The sequence below is a fragment of the Hydrotalea sp. GW822-HT8A01 genome (assembly GCF_058798575.1).
On record NZ_CM179506.1, the window covers coordinates 2,705,288 to 2,725,217 of the forward strand.

The 19,930-nt window shown below is 41.4% G+C and carries 13 protein-coding genes; 12 read left to right on the forward strand and 1 reads right to left on the reverse strand.

Annotation, left to right across the window (positions count from 1 at the left end):
* Nucleotides 1–542 precede the first annotated feature (542 nt).
* The 8 genes from AC3QLY_RS12075 (at nucleotide 543) to AC3QLY_RS12110 (ending at nucleotide 12,179) form a co-directional block, all read left to right on the forward strand.
* Entirely contained in the window at nucleotides 543–2,000 is a 1,458-nt protein-coding gene (locus AC3QLY_RS12075) for a TolC family protein (protein ID WP_492989780.1), read from the forward strand.
* Nucleotides 1,997–3,091: an efflux RND transporter periplasmic adaptor subunit gene (locus tag AC3QLY_RS12080; protein ID WP_492467579.1), complete on the forward strand. Its 1,095-nt coding sequence runs from the start codon at nucleotides 1,997–1,999 to the stop codon at nucleotides 3,089–3,091. The genes AC3QLY_RS12075 and AC3QLY_RS12080 overlap by 4 nt, the downstream gene beginning before the upstream one ends.
* Before the next feature lie 4 nt (nucleotides 3,092–3,095).
* Nucleotides 3,096–6,218, forward strand: coding sequence for an efflux RND transporter permease subunit (locus AC3QLY_RS12085; protein ID WP_492989781.1), 3,123 nt, complete (start codon nucleotides 3,096–3,098; stop codon nucleotides 6,216–6,218).
* Nucleotides 6,215–7,402, forward strand: coding sequence for an MFS transporter (locus tag AC3QLY_RS12090; protein ID WP_492989782.1), 1,188 nt, complete (start codon nucleotides 6,215–6,217; stop codon nucleotides 7,400–7,402). The genes AC3QLY_RS12085 and AC3QLY_RS12090 overlap by 4 nt, the downstream gene beginning before the upstream one ends.
* A 53-nt stretch (nucleotides 7,403–7,455) precedes the next feature.
* Nucleotides 7,456–8,001, forward strand: a complete 546-nt coding sequence (locus AC3QLY_RS12095) for an HD domain-containing protein (RefSeq protein ID WP_492989783.1) — start codon at nucleotides 7,456–7,458, stop codon at nucleotides 7,999–8,001.
* A 68-nt stretch (nucleotides 8,002–8,069) separates the two neighbouring features.
* Nucleotides 8,070–8,651 carry a GNAT family N-acetyltransferase gene (locus AC3QLY_RS12100; protein WP_492989784.1) on the forward strand — a complete coding sequence of 194 codons (582 nt, stop codon included), beginning with the start codon at nucleotides 8,070–8,072 and terminating at the stop codon, nucleotides 8,649–8,651.
* Between the two features lie 5 nt (nucleotides 8,652–8,656).
* Nucleotides 8,657–10,861, forward strand: coding sequence for an ATP-binding response regulator (locus tag AC3QLY_RS12105; RefSeq protein WP_492989785.1), 2,205 nt, complete (start codon nucleotides 8,657–8,659; stop codon nucleotides 10,859–10,861).
* Nucleotides 10,862–10,985: 124 nt separating this feature from the next.
* Complete coding sequence (locus AC3QLY_RS12110; protein WP_492989786.1) at nucleotides 10,986–12,179, forward strand: hypothetical protein; 1,194 nt, start codon at nucleotides 10,986–10,988, stop codon at nucleotides 12,177–12,179.
* A gap of 3 nt (nucleotides 12,180–12,182) precedes the next feature.
* Here AC3QLY_RS12110 and AC3QLY_RS12115 read toward each other — a convergent pair whose 3' ends face one another.
* A complete protein-coding gene (locus AC3QLY_RS12115; RefSeq protein ID WP_492989787.1) occupies nucleotides 12,183–12,704 on the reverse strand; it encodes a hypothetical protein in 522 nt (173 codons plus the stop codon).
* Between the two features lie 246 nt (nucleotides 12,705–12,950).
* On the opposite strand from AC3QLY_RS12115, the gene AC3QLY_RS12120 reads away from it, so the two are divergent.
* The 4 genes from AC3QLY_RS12120 to AC3QLY_RS12135 all read left to right on the forward strand — a co-directional run bounded on the left by AC3QLY_RS12120 (nucleotide 12,951) and on the right by AC3QLY_RS12135 (nucleotide 19,918).
* Nucleotides 12,951–13,427 (forward strand): hypothetical protein, encoded by a 477-nt coding sequence (locus AC3QLY_RS12120; protein ID WP_492989788.1) that lies wholly within the window; start codon nucleotides 12,951–12,953, stop codon nucleotides 13,425–13,427.
* A gap of 184 nt (nucleotides 13,428–13,611) precedes the next feature.
* The gene (locus AC3QLY_RS12125) at nucleotides 13,612–13,899 is read left to right on the forward strand and encodes a DUF4134 domain-containing protein (RefSeq protein ID WP_245989110.1); all 288 of its coding nucleotides are present in this window, start codon (nucleotides 13,612–13,614) and stop codon (nucleotides 13,897–13,899) included.
* A gap of 13 nt (nucleotides 13,900–13,912) precedes the next feature.
* The gene (locus AC3QLY_RS12130; protein ID WP_492989789.1) at nucleotides 13,913–14,341 is read left to right on the forward strand and encodes a hypothetical protein; all 429 of its coding nucleotides are present in this window, start codon (nucleotides 13,913–13,915) and stop codon (nucleotides 14,339–14,341) included.
* A 36-nt stretch (nucleotides 14,342–14,377) separates the two neighbouring features.
* Nucleotides 14,378–19,918: a helicase-like domain-containing protein gene (locus AC3QLY_RS12135; protein WP_492989790.1), complete on the forward strand. Its 5,541-nt coding sequence runs from the start codon at nucleotides 14,378–14,380 to the stop codon at nucleotides 19,916–19,918.
* Nucleotides 19,919–19,930: the final 12 nt, after the last annotated feature.

Sequence of the window (19,930 nt, forward strand, 5' to 3'; positions counted from 1 at the left end):
CTTGGACTGCCACATCATAGCCATTTCTCGGATTAAAATATTATTACTACCTTGCAAACTTGAAGTCTTTCTTTAAATATTGCCTCATTCTTATAACAGCTATTTGTTATATGTCTGCCACGTTTGAAATATGCGAGGCAGAAAGAGTGCAGAATTATGAGAAAGAAACCCATACTTACATTCATGCAAAAAATCAAGCTGAAAGTTATCATCTCAAAATATTAAAACAGCTTGATGAGCACTTCTTATTAAACGACTACTGGAATATAAATTCAAATCTTTATAGCAGCGTTTATAATACTTCTTCTTTCTATAATCGTATTCGGCCTCCTAAGCCTGACAAACTCTATCTGCATTATTCTGTTTTTCTAATTTAAGATTTTTCTTTTAAAAGTCTGCTTCCGTTTCTACTAGGAACCGGCAGCAGTTCAATGCATTGCATTTTAAGCAATTAAATGGCGTCTGGTGTTTTATGATGTTTCATAAGACACCAGTATGTCCTATTTGATAGTCTGCATTATCAGAGAGTAATCTATTAGAGCATGAATAAAGTCCAACGACGGGATATGTTTCCAGTCTATCATTATTTGAAAATATTGATTCCATTAAGCACTCTAACTTTTATAATAACCGGGTGTGCTTTCCAGCGGTATCAGGCTAAGCCTATATCGGCTCAGGAGAAAATTTCCTTTTATCAGAGCCGGGGTTTGGATGATCCTCAATTAAAACAATACCTCAACAAATATTTGGATGCAATACCTCCAGATACAGTATGGGATGCTAAAGTTTTGACTTTTGCCGCTTTTTATTATCATCCGGATTTGGATATTGCCCGCAGCCAACTGGACATTCAAAAAGGAAAATTGATTACAGCCGGGCAAAGGCCCAATCCACGTGTAGGGATAAACGTTGGCTATAATTACACGCCAGGGCAAATCCCCCTTAGTCCCTGGCTTTTTACTCCTTCGTTTGACTTTATTATTGAAACAGCGGGTAAACGAAAGTTGCGTATCAATCAGGCAAATTACCTCATCGAGGCTGCACGCCTAAATGTAGGTGTGGCTGCATGGCAGGTAAGAAGTCGTCTGCGCCAGCAACTGGCAAGTTATATACTTTTTGAAAACGACCTTGAATTGCTAAAGAAGGAAGTGGTACTGCGTAGTGAATTTGTAGACAGTCTACAGACCTTGTTTGAGTTCGGTGAAATTACTATTACAGATATGGAACTGGCGCGTATTACGCTAAACGACGCCCGTTTGCGCATGATTACTGGCGAAGGATTGATGGCGGAAAGAAAAGTGTTCCTCGCTAACAGCCTCGGCGTTCCTCTAACCGCCTTGTCTGGTAAACAGTTTATCTATCCAGATTTATTTAATCCACCCGCATTAATGGAGTTGGATACACTTGAAAGTCAGGTACTGATAAATAACCTGAATATCCGCCGTGCTTTAATGGATTATTCAGTTTCAGAAGCAACCCTCCAGTTAGAGGTAGCCAAACAATACCCTGATGTTCAACTTGGCACAAGCCTCCGTTTTTATCAGGGGCAGCAAAGGTGGCAGGCTACTCCAGGTATGGATTTGCCCATATTTAATAAAAACCAGGGGCCAATTGCTGAGGCTAAAGCAAACAGGGACGTAATTGCAGCTACCTTTTTACAATTACAGGCTAACTCTCTAACTGAACTGGAAAGAGTGCAGGCAGTATATCAATCAAATTTGAAAGAATATGAAGCAGCGCAAACAATACTAAAAATAAATGAAGATCGGGAAAAGAAAATTACCGGAGTTTTTAATTCAGGCGACTTCACTTACCTGGATGTGTTAAGCGCAAAGCTGGAAACTGCATTAGCCCGGAGGGCTCTGCTTCAGGCATTGATACGGCTGCAAACCACGCTGGGCAGCTTAGAAAACATAGTACAAAAGCCATTAGATAACTCTTTTGAAACATTGCCGGATTTAGAAGTTAATGCCCGTAAACCGCAAACAATTAATCAATGAGCAAACTTTCTGAAACACTCAAAAAAAATATTCCGCTGATAGTTGTAGCTACTATTACGGCTGCATTATTCATATACCCTTACTTGGGTATCGGCGACAAATCCACACAAACAACAAATGCGAATAAAAGCCCGGTGCCTGTAGTTGTTGCCAGTGTAAGTAAAACCACCTTAAATCAACAATATAAGGCAGTAGCCACCGTACATGGAAAATCGGAAATCCCTGTGCTTTCCCAAGTCAGCGGCGTATTGCAAAAAGTAAATGTAAAAATAGGCGACCGAGTAACAAAGGGACAATCACTGGCTATCCTGGACAGCCGCTTGCAACTGGCTGATTTACGCCAGGCACAAGCGCAGCTTGTACGTTCCACTGATGAATTAAAACGTGCCCAGGCTCTTGTTGATCGTAGACTGGCGAACCAAACAAGGCTTCAGACTGCCATAGCGCAAAAATCTGCTGACCAGGAGAATGTTAAACGGTTAATGACCCTGCTTTCCTTCACCAACTTCCCAAGCCCTATCACGGGTATCATTACAGACCAACAGGTATTTACAGGGAATACCGTACAGGCAGGTAGCCCTTTGTTTACCGTTTCAGATATATCCGGTTTATTGGTTGTAGCTAAAGTTCCAGAAACAATTGCCTCAACTTTAAAAGTGGGTGATGGAGTACTCTTGCAGTCAGAATTTACGAATGATCCATTACCTGCGAAGATAGGTCACGTATCTCCCGCTTCCGATATTGTATCTCATCAAATTGGCGTAGAACTGAATGCAGGGTCAGTGTTCCCGAAACTTAAACCCGGCTATCAGGTAAGCGTATTGTTTTCAACTGCTATACGGGAACAAGCGATTACACTTGATCGAACGGCGATTACCGAAGATACACAAAGTGGTGAAGTAACGGTTTTTGTAGTGAAAAACAATAAGGTGGAAAAGCGAAAAATAGAGCTGGGAGCGGTACTTGAAAATCAGGTTGAGGTTATTCAAGGTCTTTCTGAGGGAGAACTGGTTGTTACAAAAGGTATGGAACAACTTAAAGATGGTGCTCCTGTAAAAATAATAACCGGTCCAAGTACAGATAAAAAATAAAAGTATGCCAGAAAAGAAAAAACATATTTTGGAAGTGCCTATCAATCATCCGATGGGTACACTTGCCGCTGTTATCGTGATGGTCGTTCTTGGGCTGATCGCTTTCTTAAAATTGCCAACCAACCTGATGCCTGATATTGTTTATCCAATGGTCAGGGTTCAGGTAAACGCCGGGCAAACGCCGCCGGATATTCTGATCAATACGGTTACACGTGTATTGGAACAGCAGCTTACACAAGCTGAAGGTGTGGAACTGGTTGAATCTACCACCGTACAGGGCGAGGTGCAGATTAATTTGTCTTTTAATTACAGCAAAGACATTGATGCTGCACTTCAGAACGTAGCTTCCCTTGTTGACCGCGCCAAAGGGCAATTGCCTAATGATATTGAAGCTCCCATCATCTTTAAATTCGACCCGCAAAACCTGCCGGTACTGGAATTGGTAATGACTTCTCCAACGATGAATATTATTGAATTAAGGAGCTTCGCTGACAAAGATCTGGTCTATCGGTTTGTAGGCATCCCCGGCGTTTCTGTTGTCCGTCCTGCCGGTGGCAGGATTCGCGAAGTTCAGGTGCAGGTCAGTCCTGAAAAACTGAAGCAATATAATCTCACACTTGCCGAACTCAATACGCTTCTTGCTACAGAAAATACCCAACGTTCCGTAGGTAGATTAGATGTAGCCGGCAGAGAACATTTTGCTTTAGCCACTTCTTTGGCTGACAGTGTGCAGGAAATCAGGGATTTGAAATTAAAGCTCTCTGGCGGCAATCTCATTCAACTAAGCGATGTAGCAGATGTACAAGACACATATCAGGAACAGCGGATTATAACAACCGCTAATGGAACTGAAGGAGTAAAGCTAAGTTTTTTTAAAAACCCACAGGCTAATTCAGTTGATGTTGCGCAGGCAATTACTACACGACTCGAAGCACTTAAAGCTTCAGGAGCACTGCCTTCAGGATTGAATATTGCCATTACCAGTGATGAATCTACTTATATCGTTAACAGCATTAGCGGAGCTAAACATGCTCTGCTGCTGGCTATCGCTTTGGTAGCACTTATCGTGCTTATCTTTTTAAAGAATTGGCGTTTTACAATGATCAGCATGGCTGTATTGCCCGTAGCATTGCTGGCAACCATATTTCTGATGAATGCATTCGGCCTCAGCCTTAACCTGATGTCCATCGGCGGATTGATCGTAGGGGTTACTTTGATGATTGATTATGGAATTGTTTTTATTGAAAATATTAACCGCCATTGGTTAGAAACAAAGGATGTGCGGGCTTCTGTCCGGCTTGCTGCCAAGGAAGTATCTTCCCCTTTAACAACTGCGCTTATTGCCCTGGTGGCTGTTATTACGCCATTCCTGTTTTTTGGCGGGCTTACCCTTCTTTTCTTCAAGGAGTTCATTCTGGTGGTGATTTTTGCGACCGTATCAGGACTGCTCATCGCGTTTATTCTTATCCCTGCACTTTATTCGATTGCAGGCATCTCTGGCGATGCTGACGCAAACCATGAAGGCTTAAGGATAGATAGGCTGATCCGTTATCATAAGAAGGCTATGAATATCTGCTTCAAGTATCGTAACTGGACTGTTGCACTAGCCGCACTTGCTTTGGTGATGACGGTTTTTATTTCAGGTAGGCTGGGCAATACCTTTCTGCCGGAGATTGATGATGGGCGGGTAACAATCCAAATTCAGACAGAGCCGGGCACTTTACTGACAGATATGCAAGCTCGGGTACAGCAGATAGAAAAAATGATAATGGCTCATCCCGATGTAGTGTTGGTAGATGCGACTACTGGAGGGCAGATAGGGCAGACGGTTCATGAAACCCCGGGCGAAGCGGAAATGCTGGTGCAATTGGTACCCAAAACAGAAAGGCAGCAATCCGTGCAGGATTTTATGGCTGCACTCTCAGATAAAATGGCTTCTTTAGATTTAGTAGGAGTGAAAGTGAAAGTGAAAAAAGCCCGCATCCGTGCTATCCGCACCTTTTCCGGTACCGCATCCAGTGGTGATTTTGATGTGGTTGTGAATGTGCAGGGGCAAGACCCCAGAATATTATCACAGTTAGGTAACAAAGTAAGCAACACACTTCGGTCGGTAAATGGACTGACGGATGTACGTTCTACTTTAGTTATTAATCAGCCAACGCTACGTTTTAATATAGACAAGCTAAAAGCTGCTACGTTTGGCTTGTCTTCTCAAAATATTAATCAGACACTTTCAGATGCAATTAGTGGTTCTATCCCTTCACAATTTCTGCAAGAAGGCGAATTCTATAATATCCGGTTAATGCTGGACAGGAAGACTGTTTATGGAAATCTGACCGGGTTACCGGAGTTGCCTATTGGGAAGCACAATAACGGCGATGCCCTGCTGCTGGGACAGGTAGCTGACATCAAGTACACCAAAGGACCATTAGCAATAGACAGGGTTAATCAATCAACCGTAAATATGATTAATGGAAATGCACGGGGCAGAACACTTGGAGATGTAGCTGCCGATGTGCAGGCGGCAATGGATACACTACAACTCCCTGCTGGATACAGTATTTCTTACGGTGGGAGAATGGCTACGCTCAGCCAGGGTGGTAGTGGTTTAATTTGGGTAGCGTTGTTTGGTTTGTTCCTACTTTTTGTCGTGCTGGCAATAAGCTATGAATCCTTAGCCAATCCGCTGCTAATTACTGCTATCCTTCCCGTTGGATTACTTGGTTCTGTACTAGCCCTTTTGATAAGCGGTATACCGCTTTCTTCAACTGCTATGATTGGATTTATCCTAGTTATTGGTATTACTGCCAATAATGCCATCGTACTTGTAGCTTTTATTGAACAATTACGCAAGGAAGGCAAATCACTTTACGAGGCCGTAAGTGTCGGCACCTCACTTAGAATACAACCGAAATTAATGACGGCTTTTATAGCAATGGCTGGCATGGTTCCGCTGGCTATTGCCAGAGAGGAGGGTGGAGAAATTCTTCAACCACTTGCGCTAACAATTTTGGGAGGAATGCCAGTAGCATTAATAGCTACGCTGATAGTGTTACCAGTGATATACCTAATGGTTCACGAACGTAAAATAAAACGAGAAGAAAGAAAAAGAAATTTTGATGTATGAGAACAATAACCCGAAATATTTGGATAATCTCTTTAGTGAGCATGTTCACTGACATTGCCAGCGAAATGCTTTATCCAGTCATGCCTATCTATTTAAAAAGCATTGGCTTCTCTATTGTCTTAATAGGAGTTTTGGAGGGCTTTGCAGAAGCTACAGCAGGTTTAAGCAAAGGATACTTTGGAAAGTTGTCTGATAATATGGGAAGGCGTTTACCTTTTGTGCGCTGGGGCTACTTTTTAAGTGCGATTTCAAAGCCAATGATGGCCATCTTTACTTTTCCTTTTTGGATATTCTCAGCCCGCACTATTGACCGTTTAGGAAAAGGCATACGTACCGGAGCAAGGGATGCAATGTTATCAGATGAAGCCACAACACAAACTAAGGGCACTATATTTGGTTTTCATCGTTCTTTGGATACACTTGGTGCGGTAATAGGGCCGTTATCGGCGTTAGTTTTGCTTTATTTTTATCCGGGTCATTATAAAACCCTATTCTTTATTGCCTTCATTCCCGGAATGGTTGCTATAGGGTTTACATTTTTCATAAAAGATAAAAATCCTATCCCTAAAGAGAGCAGGATTAAAACTTCTTTCTTTGATTTTATCCGTTATTGGAAAACCAGCTCGTTACAATATCGCAAAGTGGTAATCGGCTTACTCTTATTCACCTTGGTAAACAGTTCGGATGTTTTTCTCTTGCTTAAACTGAAAGACGCCGGATTTAGTGATATGGTAACCATTGGCACCTATATTTTTTACAATCTTATTTATGCTGCATTCGCCTATCCTTTAGGAATTATAGCAGACCGTTTAGGGTTAAAGAATATCTTTTTATTTGGCCTTGTATTGTTTGCAATAGTCTACTTTGGAATGTCCTTCACTAAAAGTATTTATTTATTCTTTGTATTGTTTTTTCTATATGGGATTTATGCCGCAGCTACAGAAGGTATATCAAAAGCATGGATTTCTAATATTGCGGACAAAAAAGATACCGCTACAGCAATTGGAACTTTTACCGGATTTCAAAGCATTTGCACTATGCTTGCCAGTTCAATCGCAGGTTTTATTTGGTATCAGTTTGGCGCATCCGCAACTTTCATTTTAACATCAGCAATAACAGTAATAGTGGTCATTTATTTTATGATAATAAAAACAACACCTATTTCTATTAGCAAATTAAAGTAAGGGTCATGTGTATTTTTTCAGAAATGGTAAACCAAGTAATTAAGTATTCAACAATGATGCTGACGGAAAGCCTTCCTAAAGAAATGGCATTCCATAATTATTATCATACAAAAGAAGTAGCAACAGCAGTTATTGAAATTGGGAAAGAAGCAGGACTTACATCGAACGAAATCGAAACCGTTCTTATTGCTGCATGGTTTCATGACACAGGGTATTCCATCAGGTACGTTAATCATGAAAATGCCAGCCAGGAAATTGCCAGGATTTTTTTAACAATAAACAATTACGCTATGGACAAGATAGAAAAGGTAATGGGTTGCATCGAAGCAACTAAATATCCGCAACGCCCTAACAACATACTGGAGGAAGTATTATGTGATGCAGACTTTTATCATTTATCATCCGCTGATTATCACACAAGTGAAAAAACGCTTAGAGAAGAATGGACTGTTTATTTAAAGAAGAAATATACTGACAGAGAATGGCACCAAGAGAACTACAACTTCTTAATATCTCATAGCTATTTTACTACTTACGCTAAGGATAAGTTACAGAAACAAAAGGAGCGTAATATAGATCTTTTAAAGAGCGCACTATAGTTACTATTGGAAGTGGAACACTCAGAAGTTTAGCAAATCAATTCATTAGTTAATATAAATTAAATTTTATGGTAAAAGCAGAAAAATCTGATAAGAATTTGGTAGTGGATATACTTACCAAATCGTTTGACACCAATCAAAGTGTTAACTACATCATAAATCAAGATGCAAGAAGGGTTCAACGAGTTCGTGCATTGATGGATTATTCCTTTGATATCTGTTATTTATTCGGCGATGTGTATCTATCAGACGATAAAAAAGCCTGTGCCTTGATAACTTATCCCGATAAGAAGAAGACCACACTCAAATCTATATTACTGGATGTTAAATTGATCTTCTCCTCCGTCGGGTTAAAGAACATTAAGAGAACCCTTGCAAGGGAATCGCTGATTAACAAAATACAGTCAAAGGAGCTAAAATATTATTTATGGTTTATTGGTGTTGATCCGGACTATCAAAATGAAGGGATTGGAAGCGTTCTCCTCAACGAAATTATAGAGGATAGTGAATATAAAAAAAGACCCATCTACCTGGAAACCTCCACTGTGAAAAATATTCCCTGGTATAAGAAATTTGGCTTTGAGATATACCATGAGGTTGATTTGAGCTATAAGTTATTCTTTCTTAAGAAGGAGTTGAATACAAAATAAGGCAGATGTTAGTATTTGGTACACAAATGCACATTGTCACATTCTTTTTTGTGAGCATAGAAATAGTTATCTTTTTCTATCTGGCAATGTTTCGTTTAGCCCGTCCAGATGATAAGAAGACTACGCTTAATCTGATCCTTATTTTCTTACTGCTTATTTATAATATTACTGGAGGTCTGCTTCCTGATCCCAATTTACCGGGATCGTATTTTTTACAGAATGCAATTGCATATGCGACTGGTTTTATCACACCATGTTACTTTCCATATTATGTCTATAAGGTCTTTGATTTAACGAAGATGAAATTTCACGCCTATAAGGGCGTCTATTTATTCTTGATATTTCCATATTTTATTTTTGTGTTGGTCTTTTGGTTTACCAGAGATATAAAAGATACGCAAAATCTGCTTATTATTCCTGTCCTTTATGCTATATGGGTAATTGTTTCTTTAGGAAGAGCTATACGCCTCAAGTATAATGATGACTTTTCAAGTATAGATGCCCAGCAAGAATTGGTTGTTTTGCTTTTTAGCCTGGCACCGTGGGTTGGTTTGCCAATCATCACTTATTTTGATTTCGGTCAGGCAATTGAGGCTTTGGTTACAAACATTGGTTTCTTACTCTTGTTCGGGTTGCAGGCAATAAGGAACATTAAGGAGCTACGAACTGAGCACGAAAAACTGTTAGAATCAGAGCAGCGTTTGAGAAGTTGGAATGCTGATCTTAAAGATGAAGTCCATAAGCGCACTAAAGAACTGGAGAAAATTAATGAACAGAGAACGAATAACTTTATAAACCTTGTGCATGAAACAAAAACACCACTGACACTAATAAAAAACTATCTTGATGAGTACATCAGCAAATATGGCACTGGAGAGGAATTGGATGTAATAAAGGGTGGCGTGGATAAACTAACCGCCGATGTAATAAACCTGTTCGACGTTGAGCGGTTTACAAAAGGAATAGATACTTATAAGCATAATCAGATTTCTGATTTTAGCGGTATTCTTAGAGATAGCCTTCCTTTGTTCAAGCATTATTGTGTCAAACACAATATCGAGTGTTCAACCTGCATAGATGATAATATTTTTGTCAAAGCTGATCCCAACTCCCTTTACCGGATAGTAAATAATATAATTGAGAATGCCATTAAGTTCACAGATCCCGATGGCGAGGTTCTTATTTCATTGACATTGCAGGACAATGAGATAGCTTTTTCTGTTGCAGACACTGGTATTGGCATCCCTGAAGATTTGCAAAAGAAAATTTTTGAGCCATATTACCAAATAGGATATAAAAATACCAGTCTCCAGGGTATGGGGCTTGGACTGCCAATAGTAAAAAAAGTAGTCGAAGGAATTGGCGGAACGGTCTTGATAGCTAGCAATCCGTCACAGAGACGTGGCACTAAAGTTATCGTTACGCTCCCTCGATATGAGCCAACTGAAAAAGATGCGATTGAAAAAGCAGTAGATAAATTAAGCAAGCTAAATTATAGTTTTAATCACGGCGAAGTTAGCGACCGGGACTACGATGCAAAAAAGAGAACAATATTATTGGTGGAGGACAACATTGCAATGATGAACTTCCTTTCCAATAAACTTAGGCTTTCTTACAATGTTTTTTGTGCACGTAATGGCTCTGAAGCATTGAAGAAACTGTTTGAAATGTCTGTAACACCCAATCTCATATTGTCCGATGTGATGATGGATAAAATGGATGGGTTTGCTTTTGCAAAAACGCTTTCTGAACAGGATAAGTACAGCCATATACCTATCATCTTCTTAACCGCTAAATCTACACCTACCGACCGTTTGAGAGGCTTAAGGCTTGGAGCTATAGACTTCATTTCTAAGCCATTTTCGTTTGAGGAATTAAGCCAGAAAATCGAAACTGTACTTGATAACATGCTACGGCAGCAACAGGCGATCATTAGCACATCCATTGCAGCCTTGAAGGCAGGGAAAGGCACGGAAGCTGACAATATGGCTCAGTCTGCCCTTTCAAAGTTTGAACAAAATTGTAAGTTGTTGCACCTTACAATAAGGGAAATAGAAATCGCTCGGCTTATTGTTAAAGGAAAAACATACAGGGATATAGCAAAAGAGCTGTTTATTTCAGAAAAGACCGTGACAAAGCATATCCAAAACATTTTTGCGAAAGCTGAGGTTTCCAATAAAGTAGAGCTTATAAATAAGCTGAGTAAATAAACTACAAATCGCTGATTTACTATTAATTGAGTACGGAAATAGTAGAAATACCGTATAGGTTTCCGTGGTAGCCCGCCCTACCTTTGGTGATGGCAAATAGTCGCCGAAAACTAAAGTAAAGGGTATGTGTGAAGGTTATGTATTAGAATGGCTGGATACTTTGGTTACCGTTACATTAAATCCGGTGAAAACCAAGATAAATATTGCTATAGCGGATGATATAGCAAAGATCCAGAATCAGGTAATCGTTCAAAAAGACAAGGTTCAGTCTGCCATTAAGTCAACTGTATTCACCCTTGATGACGAAGCGAAAATCAAGTGCCTAATAAAGAAGTACCATTCAAGCCTGATTACTTTGCTGGATCAGGCATTGGAAGATCTGGCGCTTATTGCGGATAACGGCCCTATAAAGCAGGTATTGAGTACCATTGTCTCCTGTCTGGATGAGCTGCTCACTCTCATTGAACATAGATTTACAAGTTACCTGAGCGTAGAGGAAAGAGTACCTGCTACTTATCTTGATGTAGTTAAAAGGGAAATAACTAAGCGGCTGACACTAATTGCTAAAAAGCTACGTGGACATGAGGCTTATCAACTGAGCTTTACAATATTGAGGCAGGCATTGGAAAAGTTTCTCAATCAGCCTCCAGACAAGCACACCTATATTTTTCAGGAAATACTGTATATAAAAGACCTGTGTTTAGAATTGGAGCGGCTTGAACCTGTGGATAGTAATGCTGCTTACTCCAAACTGGATGAATTGCTCATCAGTATGAACTTCAATAGCAAAACTTACATCTATACACTCACACAGAAATTAGCTTTCACCATTAATGAACTTGAACTACCTGGTGAAAAAATGGACAGATTGCTGTTTTATCTCAAACTTTTCAAACAATATCACAAAAAGCCAGAAGTAATTTTTAACCGGAAAGATGCTGATCTCCACAAACAGGTTTCTAACTGGTTTACTCAGGAAGTATTCTACTTAGAAAAGCAAATACACTATTCCATAGTTCCTTTGAAAGGAGTTGCAATACCGAAAGAAACTGTTAAGAAAGAAAAAGCAAAGCTTTTGTCAGTGCTGTCTGTAGATCAAATGGCACTAATATTACGTGCGGCAGATGATTTGAAAATCGTCATGGCACGTTCTCTGAATAGCGTATTCAAAAATATTGTTCCATATCTGTCCACTCCTTATCAGGAAAACATTTCGTATGATAGCATGAGAAGTAAGTCCTATTCCGCCGAAACGAGAGATAAAGAGATCGTGGTAGAAATGCTTCAGCAGATGATTAAGAGAATAAATGAATATTGAACCTCAACGGTATTTATCCAGTTTCCAGCCCGTGTCAAAATGAGAAAGGGTTGCGCGTTCAGTTTTCTTTTCGGAAAGGTCACGTTTCATCAGCTTGGCAAAAGGTGTGATGTTCTTATAGGCGATAGTATATTCCACAATAGCACTTTTGTTGTCTGCCTGTAACTGAATGCCCGTAACTTTCGTCAAGTGCATATCTGCCACCTTCACCACCTGTACATTATCATACTTCTCATCTATGCGAATAAGGTAAGGCTTTGCCTTCTCAGTAAAATGGACAATAGGTCGTCCCGCATCTTTTAGCTTCTGCGTTTTATCTATAGTTACCAATCCTTCTGCTTCCAGTCCTGCGTCCAATAGTTTTCTGGCACTGGCGGGATCACTCACGTTAACTTCATACTCGTACACCTTCGGGTAATTCTTTTCAGAACGTATAACCGAAGCCGCTTCTTCTTTCTCCAGCTTTGTCTGGCTGCAAGATGCCATGAGTAAAATGGCAAGTCCTAATACACTTACTGTTTTCATAACAATGCTTTTTAGCTATTCAACAATAATGGTCAACTAATTTCCGACTACTAATTTAAAAAAAATAATCGGTTTTCAGCCTCTGGAACGGCTGATAATCATAGGGGTACAAGGGGTACAACTTTCAATGCAAGAAATGTTGGACTTGAAACGCCTTGCTCGCCTTCGTTCTTTTGCTATCAGAAACAACAGAATACAACGGCTTTCAAAGTCGGGATGAAAAGTGTAAACGAAAAAAGCAAGCGTATGTTAAAAAACATTTCATGGTCAGACTACTTCATTGCAGTTGCCATACTATTAGCCATCTATTACCTCTTTGTAGGTATGAAGTATTTCTCAGGTGAGATCAGGGATCTACTATCCGGGAAAAGGAAACTGAGGTTTAGAGCAGCCGTCCCTAACGATCACGCTGCATACAATCCGGACAATGAGCTAAGCCTTCAGGAAACCAATGGTTTTGAGAAAACCACGGATGACGAATTTTCAGAAGTGGAGCACCTTATTGAACGCCTGAAAGCGGTAATAGCAGATGCTTCCCGTAGAAAACTTATTCCCCAGGAATTTAAGCAATATCTCAGCATGGTGCTGAAAGAATACCCTTCTGTAAGATACTCTCCCCTTCGTTCATCTATCAATGAACTGATCGTATCTGAGTGTCAAAAATATGGTGCTGTTACACTCAACGAGGATGAAGTGGAACTGCTGTGGAAAGAAGCAGTGTAGCAGACCTAATGGAGTGCGCTTCCCTGTCCCTCCCGGTGCGTAGGGGCAAAGTGATAGGAAAAAGCGGGATATGTGACGGCGAAGCCACTCCATTTTCTTTCGAGTTGATTTCAAACTTTAATAAACGTGTGTTATGGAAATGTGCAGCAGGAAAACAAAAGCAAATAACCGAAAAAGGGTTATTATGATCTGTGCCGCTTTGGCACTATTAGCTATCCATTATGGGGCATTTGCTCAGGATGGCATACAGGGTATTAACGAAGCCAACACTAAGGTGCGAAGCTACTTTGCAGCAGGTACAAACCTTATGTATGCAGTGGGCGCATTGCTTGGTTTGATTGGCGCAGTTAAGGTGTACCAGAAATGGAATGCAGGTGATCAGGACACCGGAAAGGTTGCTGCCGCCTGGTTTGGCAGTTGCATTTTTCTGGTAGTGGTAGCCACTGTTATTCAATCCTTCTTTGGAGTTTAAAAATTCAGGACGTATGCAAAGTATGCTAACGGAAAAGTTGTGGGCGTATATCGTCCACAACAATCCTGATCTGATGCTCAGCTTGCAGGAGGACTATTCAGTTACAAGCTATCTGGAGAACAAGGTAGCCGCAGTGATGCCTATGGCAATGCAGTTTCTTAGCGAAGAAAAGCCGCAATACATTATTGAGGAATTGTGCCTGCAAGCTATGACGGAAGATTTAAAACCGTCCCGCTATCAATACATCCGCTCAGTTATCGAGGAAGAATTTAATGATGACTACCTGCGGATGAAGGAAAACGGAACACTCACCTATGAAGTAGTGAACCTCATTGAAGCCTGCAAAAGCATCTTAAGTGATTTTGATTTTAACAGTGAAAATGAAGCAAACAGGCATTTGAGATATGCCATCATCGGACAGGTGCATGACTATCTCGCCTAAGCCAAAAAGAAAAGTGAAGAAAGAAAATGTGTGGTTATGGCTTACAATGTTTCTCAAAAGCTGCAAGATAATCTTGATGCTATCCGAATAGCACTGGATTATCAGAACGGTCGCCCGCTTACAGCGGAGGATGTCGCCAGCCTGAAAAAATATGCAGGTTTTGGCGGCATCAAGGCCGTTTTATATCCTTACGGCACACCAGAGGAATGGCTGGCTAAAGGGGCTACCAAAGAAGACATGAAGCACCACCAGGGTATAACACAATTACATGAGCTGCTAAAGGAAAACTATGATAATGCAGCCTATAAAGAAATTATCGCTTCATTACAGCACAGTGTTCTGACCGCTTTCTATACACCAGAGGTTGTACCCCAAACACTGTATAGTGCATTTGAAGCGAAAGGCATACAGCCTAAAAGGCTATATGAGCCTTCTGCCGGTTCCGGCGTATTTATCAGCGAGGCCGTTACAGCCTTTCCTAAACTGGAACAGATCACCGCAGTGGAAAAAGACAGGCTTACCGGGTTGGTGCTTTCTGCCGTTAACAGTGCGCTCCCTGTTAAAACAGCTACCCATATCACGGGGTTTGAAGAAGCTCCGGTTAGAGATAATGGCAGCTATGACCTTTTAGTAAGCAATATTCCCTTTGGAAACTTCTCGGTATATGACGAAGCATTTCCAGACAAGGAAATATCAGGCAAAATACACAATTACTTTTTTGCTAAAGGTTTGGATAAACTGGCCGAAGGTGGTCTTATAGCATTCATTACAACGGATGCCTTTTTGAACAGCCCTTCTAACCATGCGGCACGGGAATACCTGTTTGAACGGGCAAACTTCGTGGGCCTGGCTGTGATGCCGGACAACCTGATGAAAGATACAGGTAATACAGAAGCGCCGAATCACCTGTTGATTGTTCAAAAAAATACAGCAAAGGAAAAGATAAGCTGGGAAGAGGACTGGCTGAATGAAGTACGTGAAAGGGAGAATGAGTTTGGTCGTTTCTCTTATAACTACTTTATTTCTACGCATGATCATGATGTTGTCGTGGGCAATGTGCGTAAGCCCGGAAAAAACCAATACGGCAGGGCTTCAGAAGTAGTATGGCAAGACGGTGATATCAACCAGATACGTGATGCCCTTTATGCCAGTCTTATCCATCAATTCCAAAATCGCTTCAATGCCGAACTGTTTGAGAAAGCGCAAGCACTCGCCTTGCCAGTTACGGAAAACGAAGGCAAAAAGCTGACTTACCTGCCGATGCCGGAAAGCAAGGCAGAAGCTCCGTCAGTACAATTAGGGTTATTTGATACCGCACCGGCAGAACAGATCAACCGGGCGATGGCCTATATCAACCAACTCGATGAAACTATCATACAAAAAACAACTGCCCGTATTGTTGGTACAATCCGTACCACGGATAAGCCGAGCCACGAAAATGCGGTATTGCTTACCGCAAAGCAGCACAAAAGCAATCGCTTTTTATATAAGCTCTATTCCAACGTAAAGGAAGTAAATCAACTGTCTGCAAACTGGATGGATGCCCGCTTGTTGGGGCATGAACTCACAGGTATTTCCAATTACCTTAAACAGTTTGACCACAATTTCAAATATGAAGGCGATCAAACACTGAAGGGCTTTTTCCGCTTTGAGCAAAAAACGCCACTTCCTTTTATCGGTCTGAAATCTTATTACCAGGAAGGGACATTGGTAGTACACATGGGAAGCGTCGGAACGATAGGCAGCCCCGATCCTGAATATAAACAGGCAGTTTTCCAACCTCTCGGTCTTCAGGGTAATATTCGCTTCTATGAAAGTTACACGGCATTACGTGACGCTTATCTCGAATTATCCGGCAAGGAAGTATCAGGGGAAACCATCACCGATGTGGACAGGGACAGCCTTAACAGAACTTATGAAAAGTTTACTGCCGAATACGGGCTTTTAAATGGTCCGGATAATCGCAGGCGCATTCTTGAAGATACCGCCTTTGGTGTTATTACGCTTTCCTCTCTCGAACGAAGGGATGGTGAAAAGTTTGTAAAAGCCGACATCCTTACAGATGCTATTCATCACGTAAAAGAGCGGTTCATCACCGATGATCCCATTGAAGCGCTGGCACACAGCCTTAATGATACTGGCAAGGTGGATGTTGGTTTTATCAGCGCCGCAATGGGGCTGGAAGAAAATGAGGTGATCGGTCGCCTGGGCAACCATGTGTACCTGAATCCGACCAGCAATGAATGGGAAACTGCCGATCAATATTTAAGCGGTAATGTGGTGGAAAAACTAAGACAGGCAGAACATCTGTCCAATGAGTTTCCTGGAAATCCGCAATATAAACGAAGTGCTGAGGCCATATTAAAGGTGCAGCCGGAGCGTATTCCATTTGAACTACTGGATTTCAATTTGGGTGAACGCTGGATACCTACCTCTTACTACGAGCGTTTCGCAACAGCCCTGTTTGAACAGGACGCTACCATCAATTATTTCGCTTCACTGGATGCTTTCAAAGTAAGCACCGGGATGAACATCAAAGTATCGAGGGAGTTTGCTGTTACACCTAAAAACGGTCGCACTACTTACGGATACACGCTGATGGAACATGCGCTGGAGAACACCACTCCTTTCTTTACTTATGAAGTAAAGGGGCCGAACAATACAACTATCAGGCTGCCCGATAGTGAAGCTATACAATTGGCTCACCAAAAGATTGAGCAGGTCCGAAGCGGTTTTATCAACTGGCTGAATAAATTGCCAGATACAGAAAAAAAGCACTTAGAGAACCTGTACAATGATACGTTCAACTGCTATGTATTACGGGAATTTGACGGTACTCACCTGAATTTTCCCGGACTTGATAAAAAGGCTTTGGGAATTGAAAACCTGTACAGTAGCCAGAAGAATGCAGCATGGCGCATTATACAAAACAGGGGTGCTTTAGTTGACCACGAAGTAGGGTTAGGTAAAACGCTTACTATGATCGTTTCCGCTCAGGAAATGAAACGTTTGGGTATTGTACATAAACCCATGATCGTTGCGCTGAAGGCCAACGTTAACCAAATTGCCGAAACTTATAAGAAAGCCTATCCAAAGGCCCGCATATTGTTTCCTGGACAAAACGATTTTACGCCAGCACAGCGGCTACGGCTCTTTCATGAAATAAAGAATAACAATTGGGATTGTATCATTCTCACACATGACCAATTCGGAAAAATACCACAGTCGCCAGAGATACAAAAAGAAATATTCCAGGCAGAGCTGAACAATGTAGAACGTGACCTGGAAACGGTCAAAGATATTGGCGGTGAAATCTCTAAGAAAATGCTTAAGGGCTTGGAGATACGCAAAAACAACCTGGAAGGCAAGCTGAAGGGAGTGCTTAAAGACATAGAGGAAAAGAAAGATGCAGGTATCAATTTCAGGGATATGGGCATTGATCACCTTTTTGTGGATGAATCACATAGGTATAAAAACCTCACGTTTACAACCCGTCACAACCGGGTTGCCGGATTAGGCAATATGGAAGGCAGCCAGAAGGCGCTTAACATGCTGTTTGCAGTCCGAGAGTTGCAGAGCCGATTTAACAGCGACCTATGCGTAACCTTCCTTTCGGGTACACCCATATCCAACAGCCTTACAGAAATGTACCTGCTGTTCAAATACCTGCGTCCGAAAGAGATGGAGCGTCAGCATATTGAGAATTTTGATGGTTGGGCAGCCGTATTCGCACGTAAGACAACAGACTTTGAATTTTCAGTGACCAATGAAATCATAGCCAAAGAACGCTTCAGGCATTTTATCAAAGTACCGGAATTGGCTTTATTCTATAATGAGATTACCGACTATAAGACGGCAAAGCATATTAACCTTGACAAGCCTGATCTGAATGAAACGTTGGTGAATATAAAACCAACGCCCGAACAAGTCGAGTTCATCAAAAACCTGATGCAATTCGCTAAAACAGGTAATGGCGAACTTATTGGACGTGGCAGGCTAACGCCTGAAGAAGATAAAGGCCGGATGCTGATTGCCACCAATTATGCAAAAAAGATGGCCGCAGATATGCGACTGATCAGTGAATGGAAGTACAGCGACCATCCTGATAACAAGGTAAACGTCAGCGCCCGCAAGATTGCTGATATCTATAAGGAAAGTATGCAGCATAAGGGCACGCAAATCGTGTTCTCCGACATTGGCACACCTAAACCAACTGAGTTCAATATCTACGATGCACTTAAAGAAAAATTGGTAAGGGACTTTGGCATTCCTGAACGTGAGATCACATTCATACACGACTGGACTGATACTAAAAAGCCAGAGCTGTTCCGAAAGATGAACCGGGGTGAAATACGCATTCTATTAGGCAGTACCGAAAAGGCCGGAACTGGTCTGAACGTTCAGCAACGTGTGGTAGCAATGCACCATCTGGACATTCCCTGGAAACCTTCAGAGCTGGAGCAACGCAATGGCCGTGGCGCACGTCAGGGCAATCTGATTGCTAAAGAGCACTATGAAAACAAAGTGCGCAATTATGTATATGCAGTAGAGCAGTCGCTTGATAATTACAAATTCAATCTCCTGAAAAATAAACAGACGTTCATTTCGCAAATGAAAAATTGTGAGCTGAATGTCCGCACTATTGATGAAGGCGCCATTGATGAAAAGAGCGGGATGAATTTCTCCGAATACATCGCTATTCTTTCCGGTGATACATCACTGTTAGAAAAATCAAAGCTGGAAAAGAAAATAGCTGTAATGGAAAGCCTGAAAGTATCTCATTTCAGGGAAGTGTCCCGTAACAAATACCAGTTGGAAGCCTTGCAAAACGAGCAGGCTTCTACGGTCAAAACACTGGACAAGCTACGGGCAGATGAAACAGCGTATAAGAGCGTCCTTCAACTGGATAAGGACGGTGTGAAGGTCAATCTCATTAAGCTGGATAACATCAGTTCATCAGATAGCGAAGCTATCGGCAAGCATATTATCAAACTGTACCAGGACTGGAAACCAACTGCTGCAGGCGAGCATACTACACAGGTGGGTACATTATATGGCTTCAACCTGTATATCCGCAGGCAACAGGAAGCTTACGAAGAAAATGGCGTTTTTGAGTACCGCTACTCCAATAGCTTTTATGCGCAAAAGGACAATGAGGGCATTAAATACACCTATAATAATGGCCTTCCAAATACAGATAATCCTAAGCTGGCCGCAAGACATTTCCTGAATGCCATTGACCGGGTGGAAAGCCTGAAAGATAAATACGAACATACATTAGCTGATCTGACTACGGCCATACCGAAACTGGAACAGCTTACTACGAAGCCTTTTTTACAGGAGGCAGAATTGTCACAAATGAAAAGCGAACTGGCTAATCTGGAAAGGCAGATAGCGATTAAAATACAGGAAACCCAACTGAAGCAGCAACAGGTAGCAGAAAACCAGCCAGACGAAGTGGCTGAAGTACCTGTCATTCAAATTAACGAAAAACTCAATGGACAAACTGTTCCGAAGGAAGTAATACTTGCCACACAACAAATGGCAGAACGTCCCCGAAACAGAATAAGATTATAAACCAATTAAAGG

Excerpts from the sequence above, each read along its gene's own strand:
- AC3QLY_RS12075 (WP_492989780.1), top strand. The coding sequence starts at position 543 with ATGAATAAAGTCCAACGACGGGATATGTTTCCAGTCTATCATTATTTG.
- AC3QLY_RS12080 (WP_492467579.1), top strand. The coding sequence starts at position 1,997 with ATGAGCAAACTTTCTGAAACACTCAAAAAAAATATTCCGCTGATAGTT.
- AC3QLY_RS12085 (WP_492989781.1), top strand. The coding sequence starts at position 3,096 with ATGCCAGAAAAGAAAAAACATATTTTGGAAGTGCCTATCAATCATCCG.
- AC3QLY_RS12090 (WP_492989782.1), top strand. The coding sequence starts at position 6,215 with ATGAGAACAATAACCCGAAATATTTGGATAATCTCTTTAGTGAGCATG.
- AC3QLY_RS12095 (WP_492989783.1), top strand. The coding sequence starts at position 7,456 with ATGATGCTGACGGAAAGCCTTCCTAAAGAAATGGCATTCCATAATTAT.
- AC3QLY_RS12100 (WP_492989784.1), top strand. The coding sequence starts at position 8,070 with ATGGTAAAAGCAGAAAAATCTGATAAGAATTTGGTAGTGGATATACTT.
- AC3QLY_RS12105 (WP_492989785.1), top strand. The coding sequence starts at position 8,657 with ATGTTAGTATTTGGTACACAAATGCACATTGTCACATTCTTTTTTGTG.
- AC3QLY_RS12110 (WP_492989786.1), top strand. The coding sequence starts at position 10,986 with ATGTGTGAAGGTTATGTATTAGAATGGCTGGATACTTTGGTTACCGTT.
- AC3QLY_RS12115 (WP_492989787.1), bottom strand. The coding sequence starts at position 12,704 with ATGAAAACAGTAAGTGTATTAGGACTTGCCATTTTACTCATGGCATCT.
- AC3QLY_RS12120 (WP_492989788.1), top strand. The coding sequence starts at position 12,951 with ATGTTAAAAAACATTTCATGGTCAGACTACTTCATTGCAGTTGCCATA.
- AC3QLY_RS12125 (WP_245989110.1), top strand. The coding sequence starts at position 13,612 with ATGATCTGTGCCGCTTTGGCACTATTAGCTATCCATTATGGGGCATTT.
- AC3QLY_RS12130 (WP_492989789.1), top strand. The coding sequence starts at position 13,913 with ATGCAAAGTATGCTAACGGAAAAGTTGTGGGCGTATATCGTCCACAAC.
- AC3QLY_RS12135 (WP_492989790.1), top strand. The coding sequence starts at position 14,378 with ATGGCTTACAATGTTTCTCAAAAGCTGCAAGATAATCTTGATGCTATC.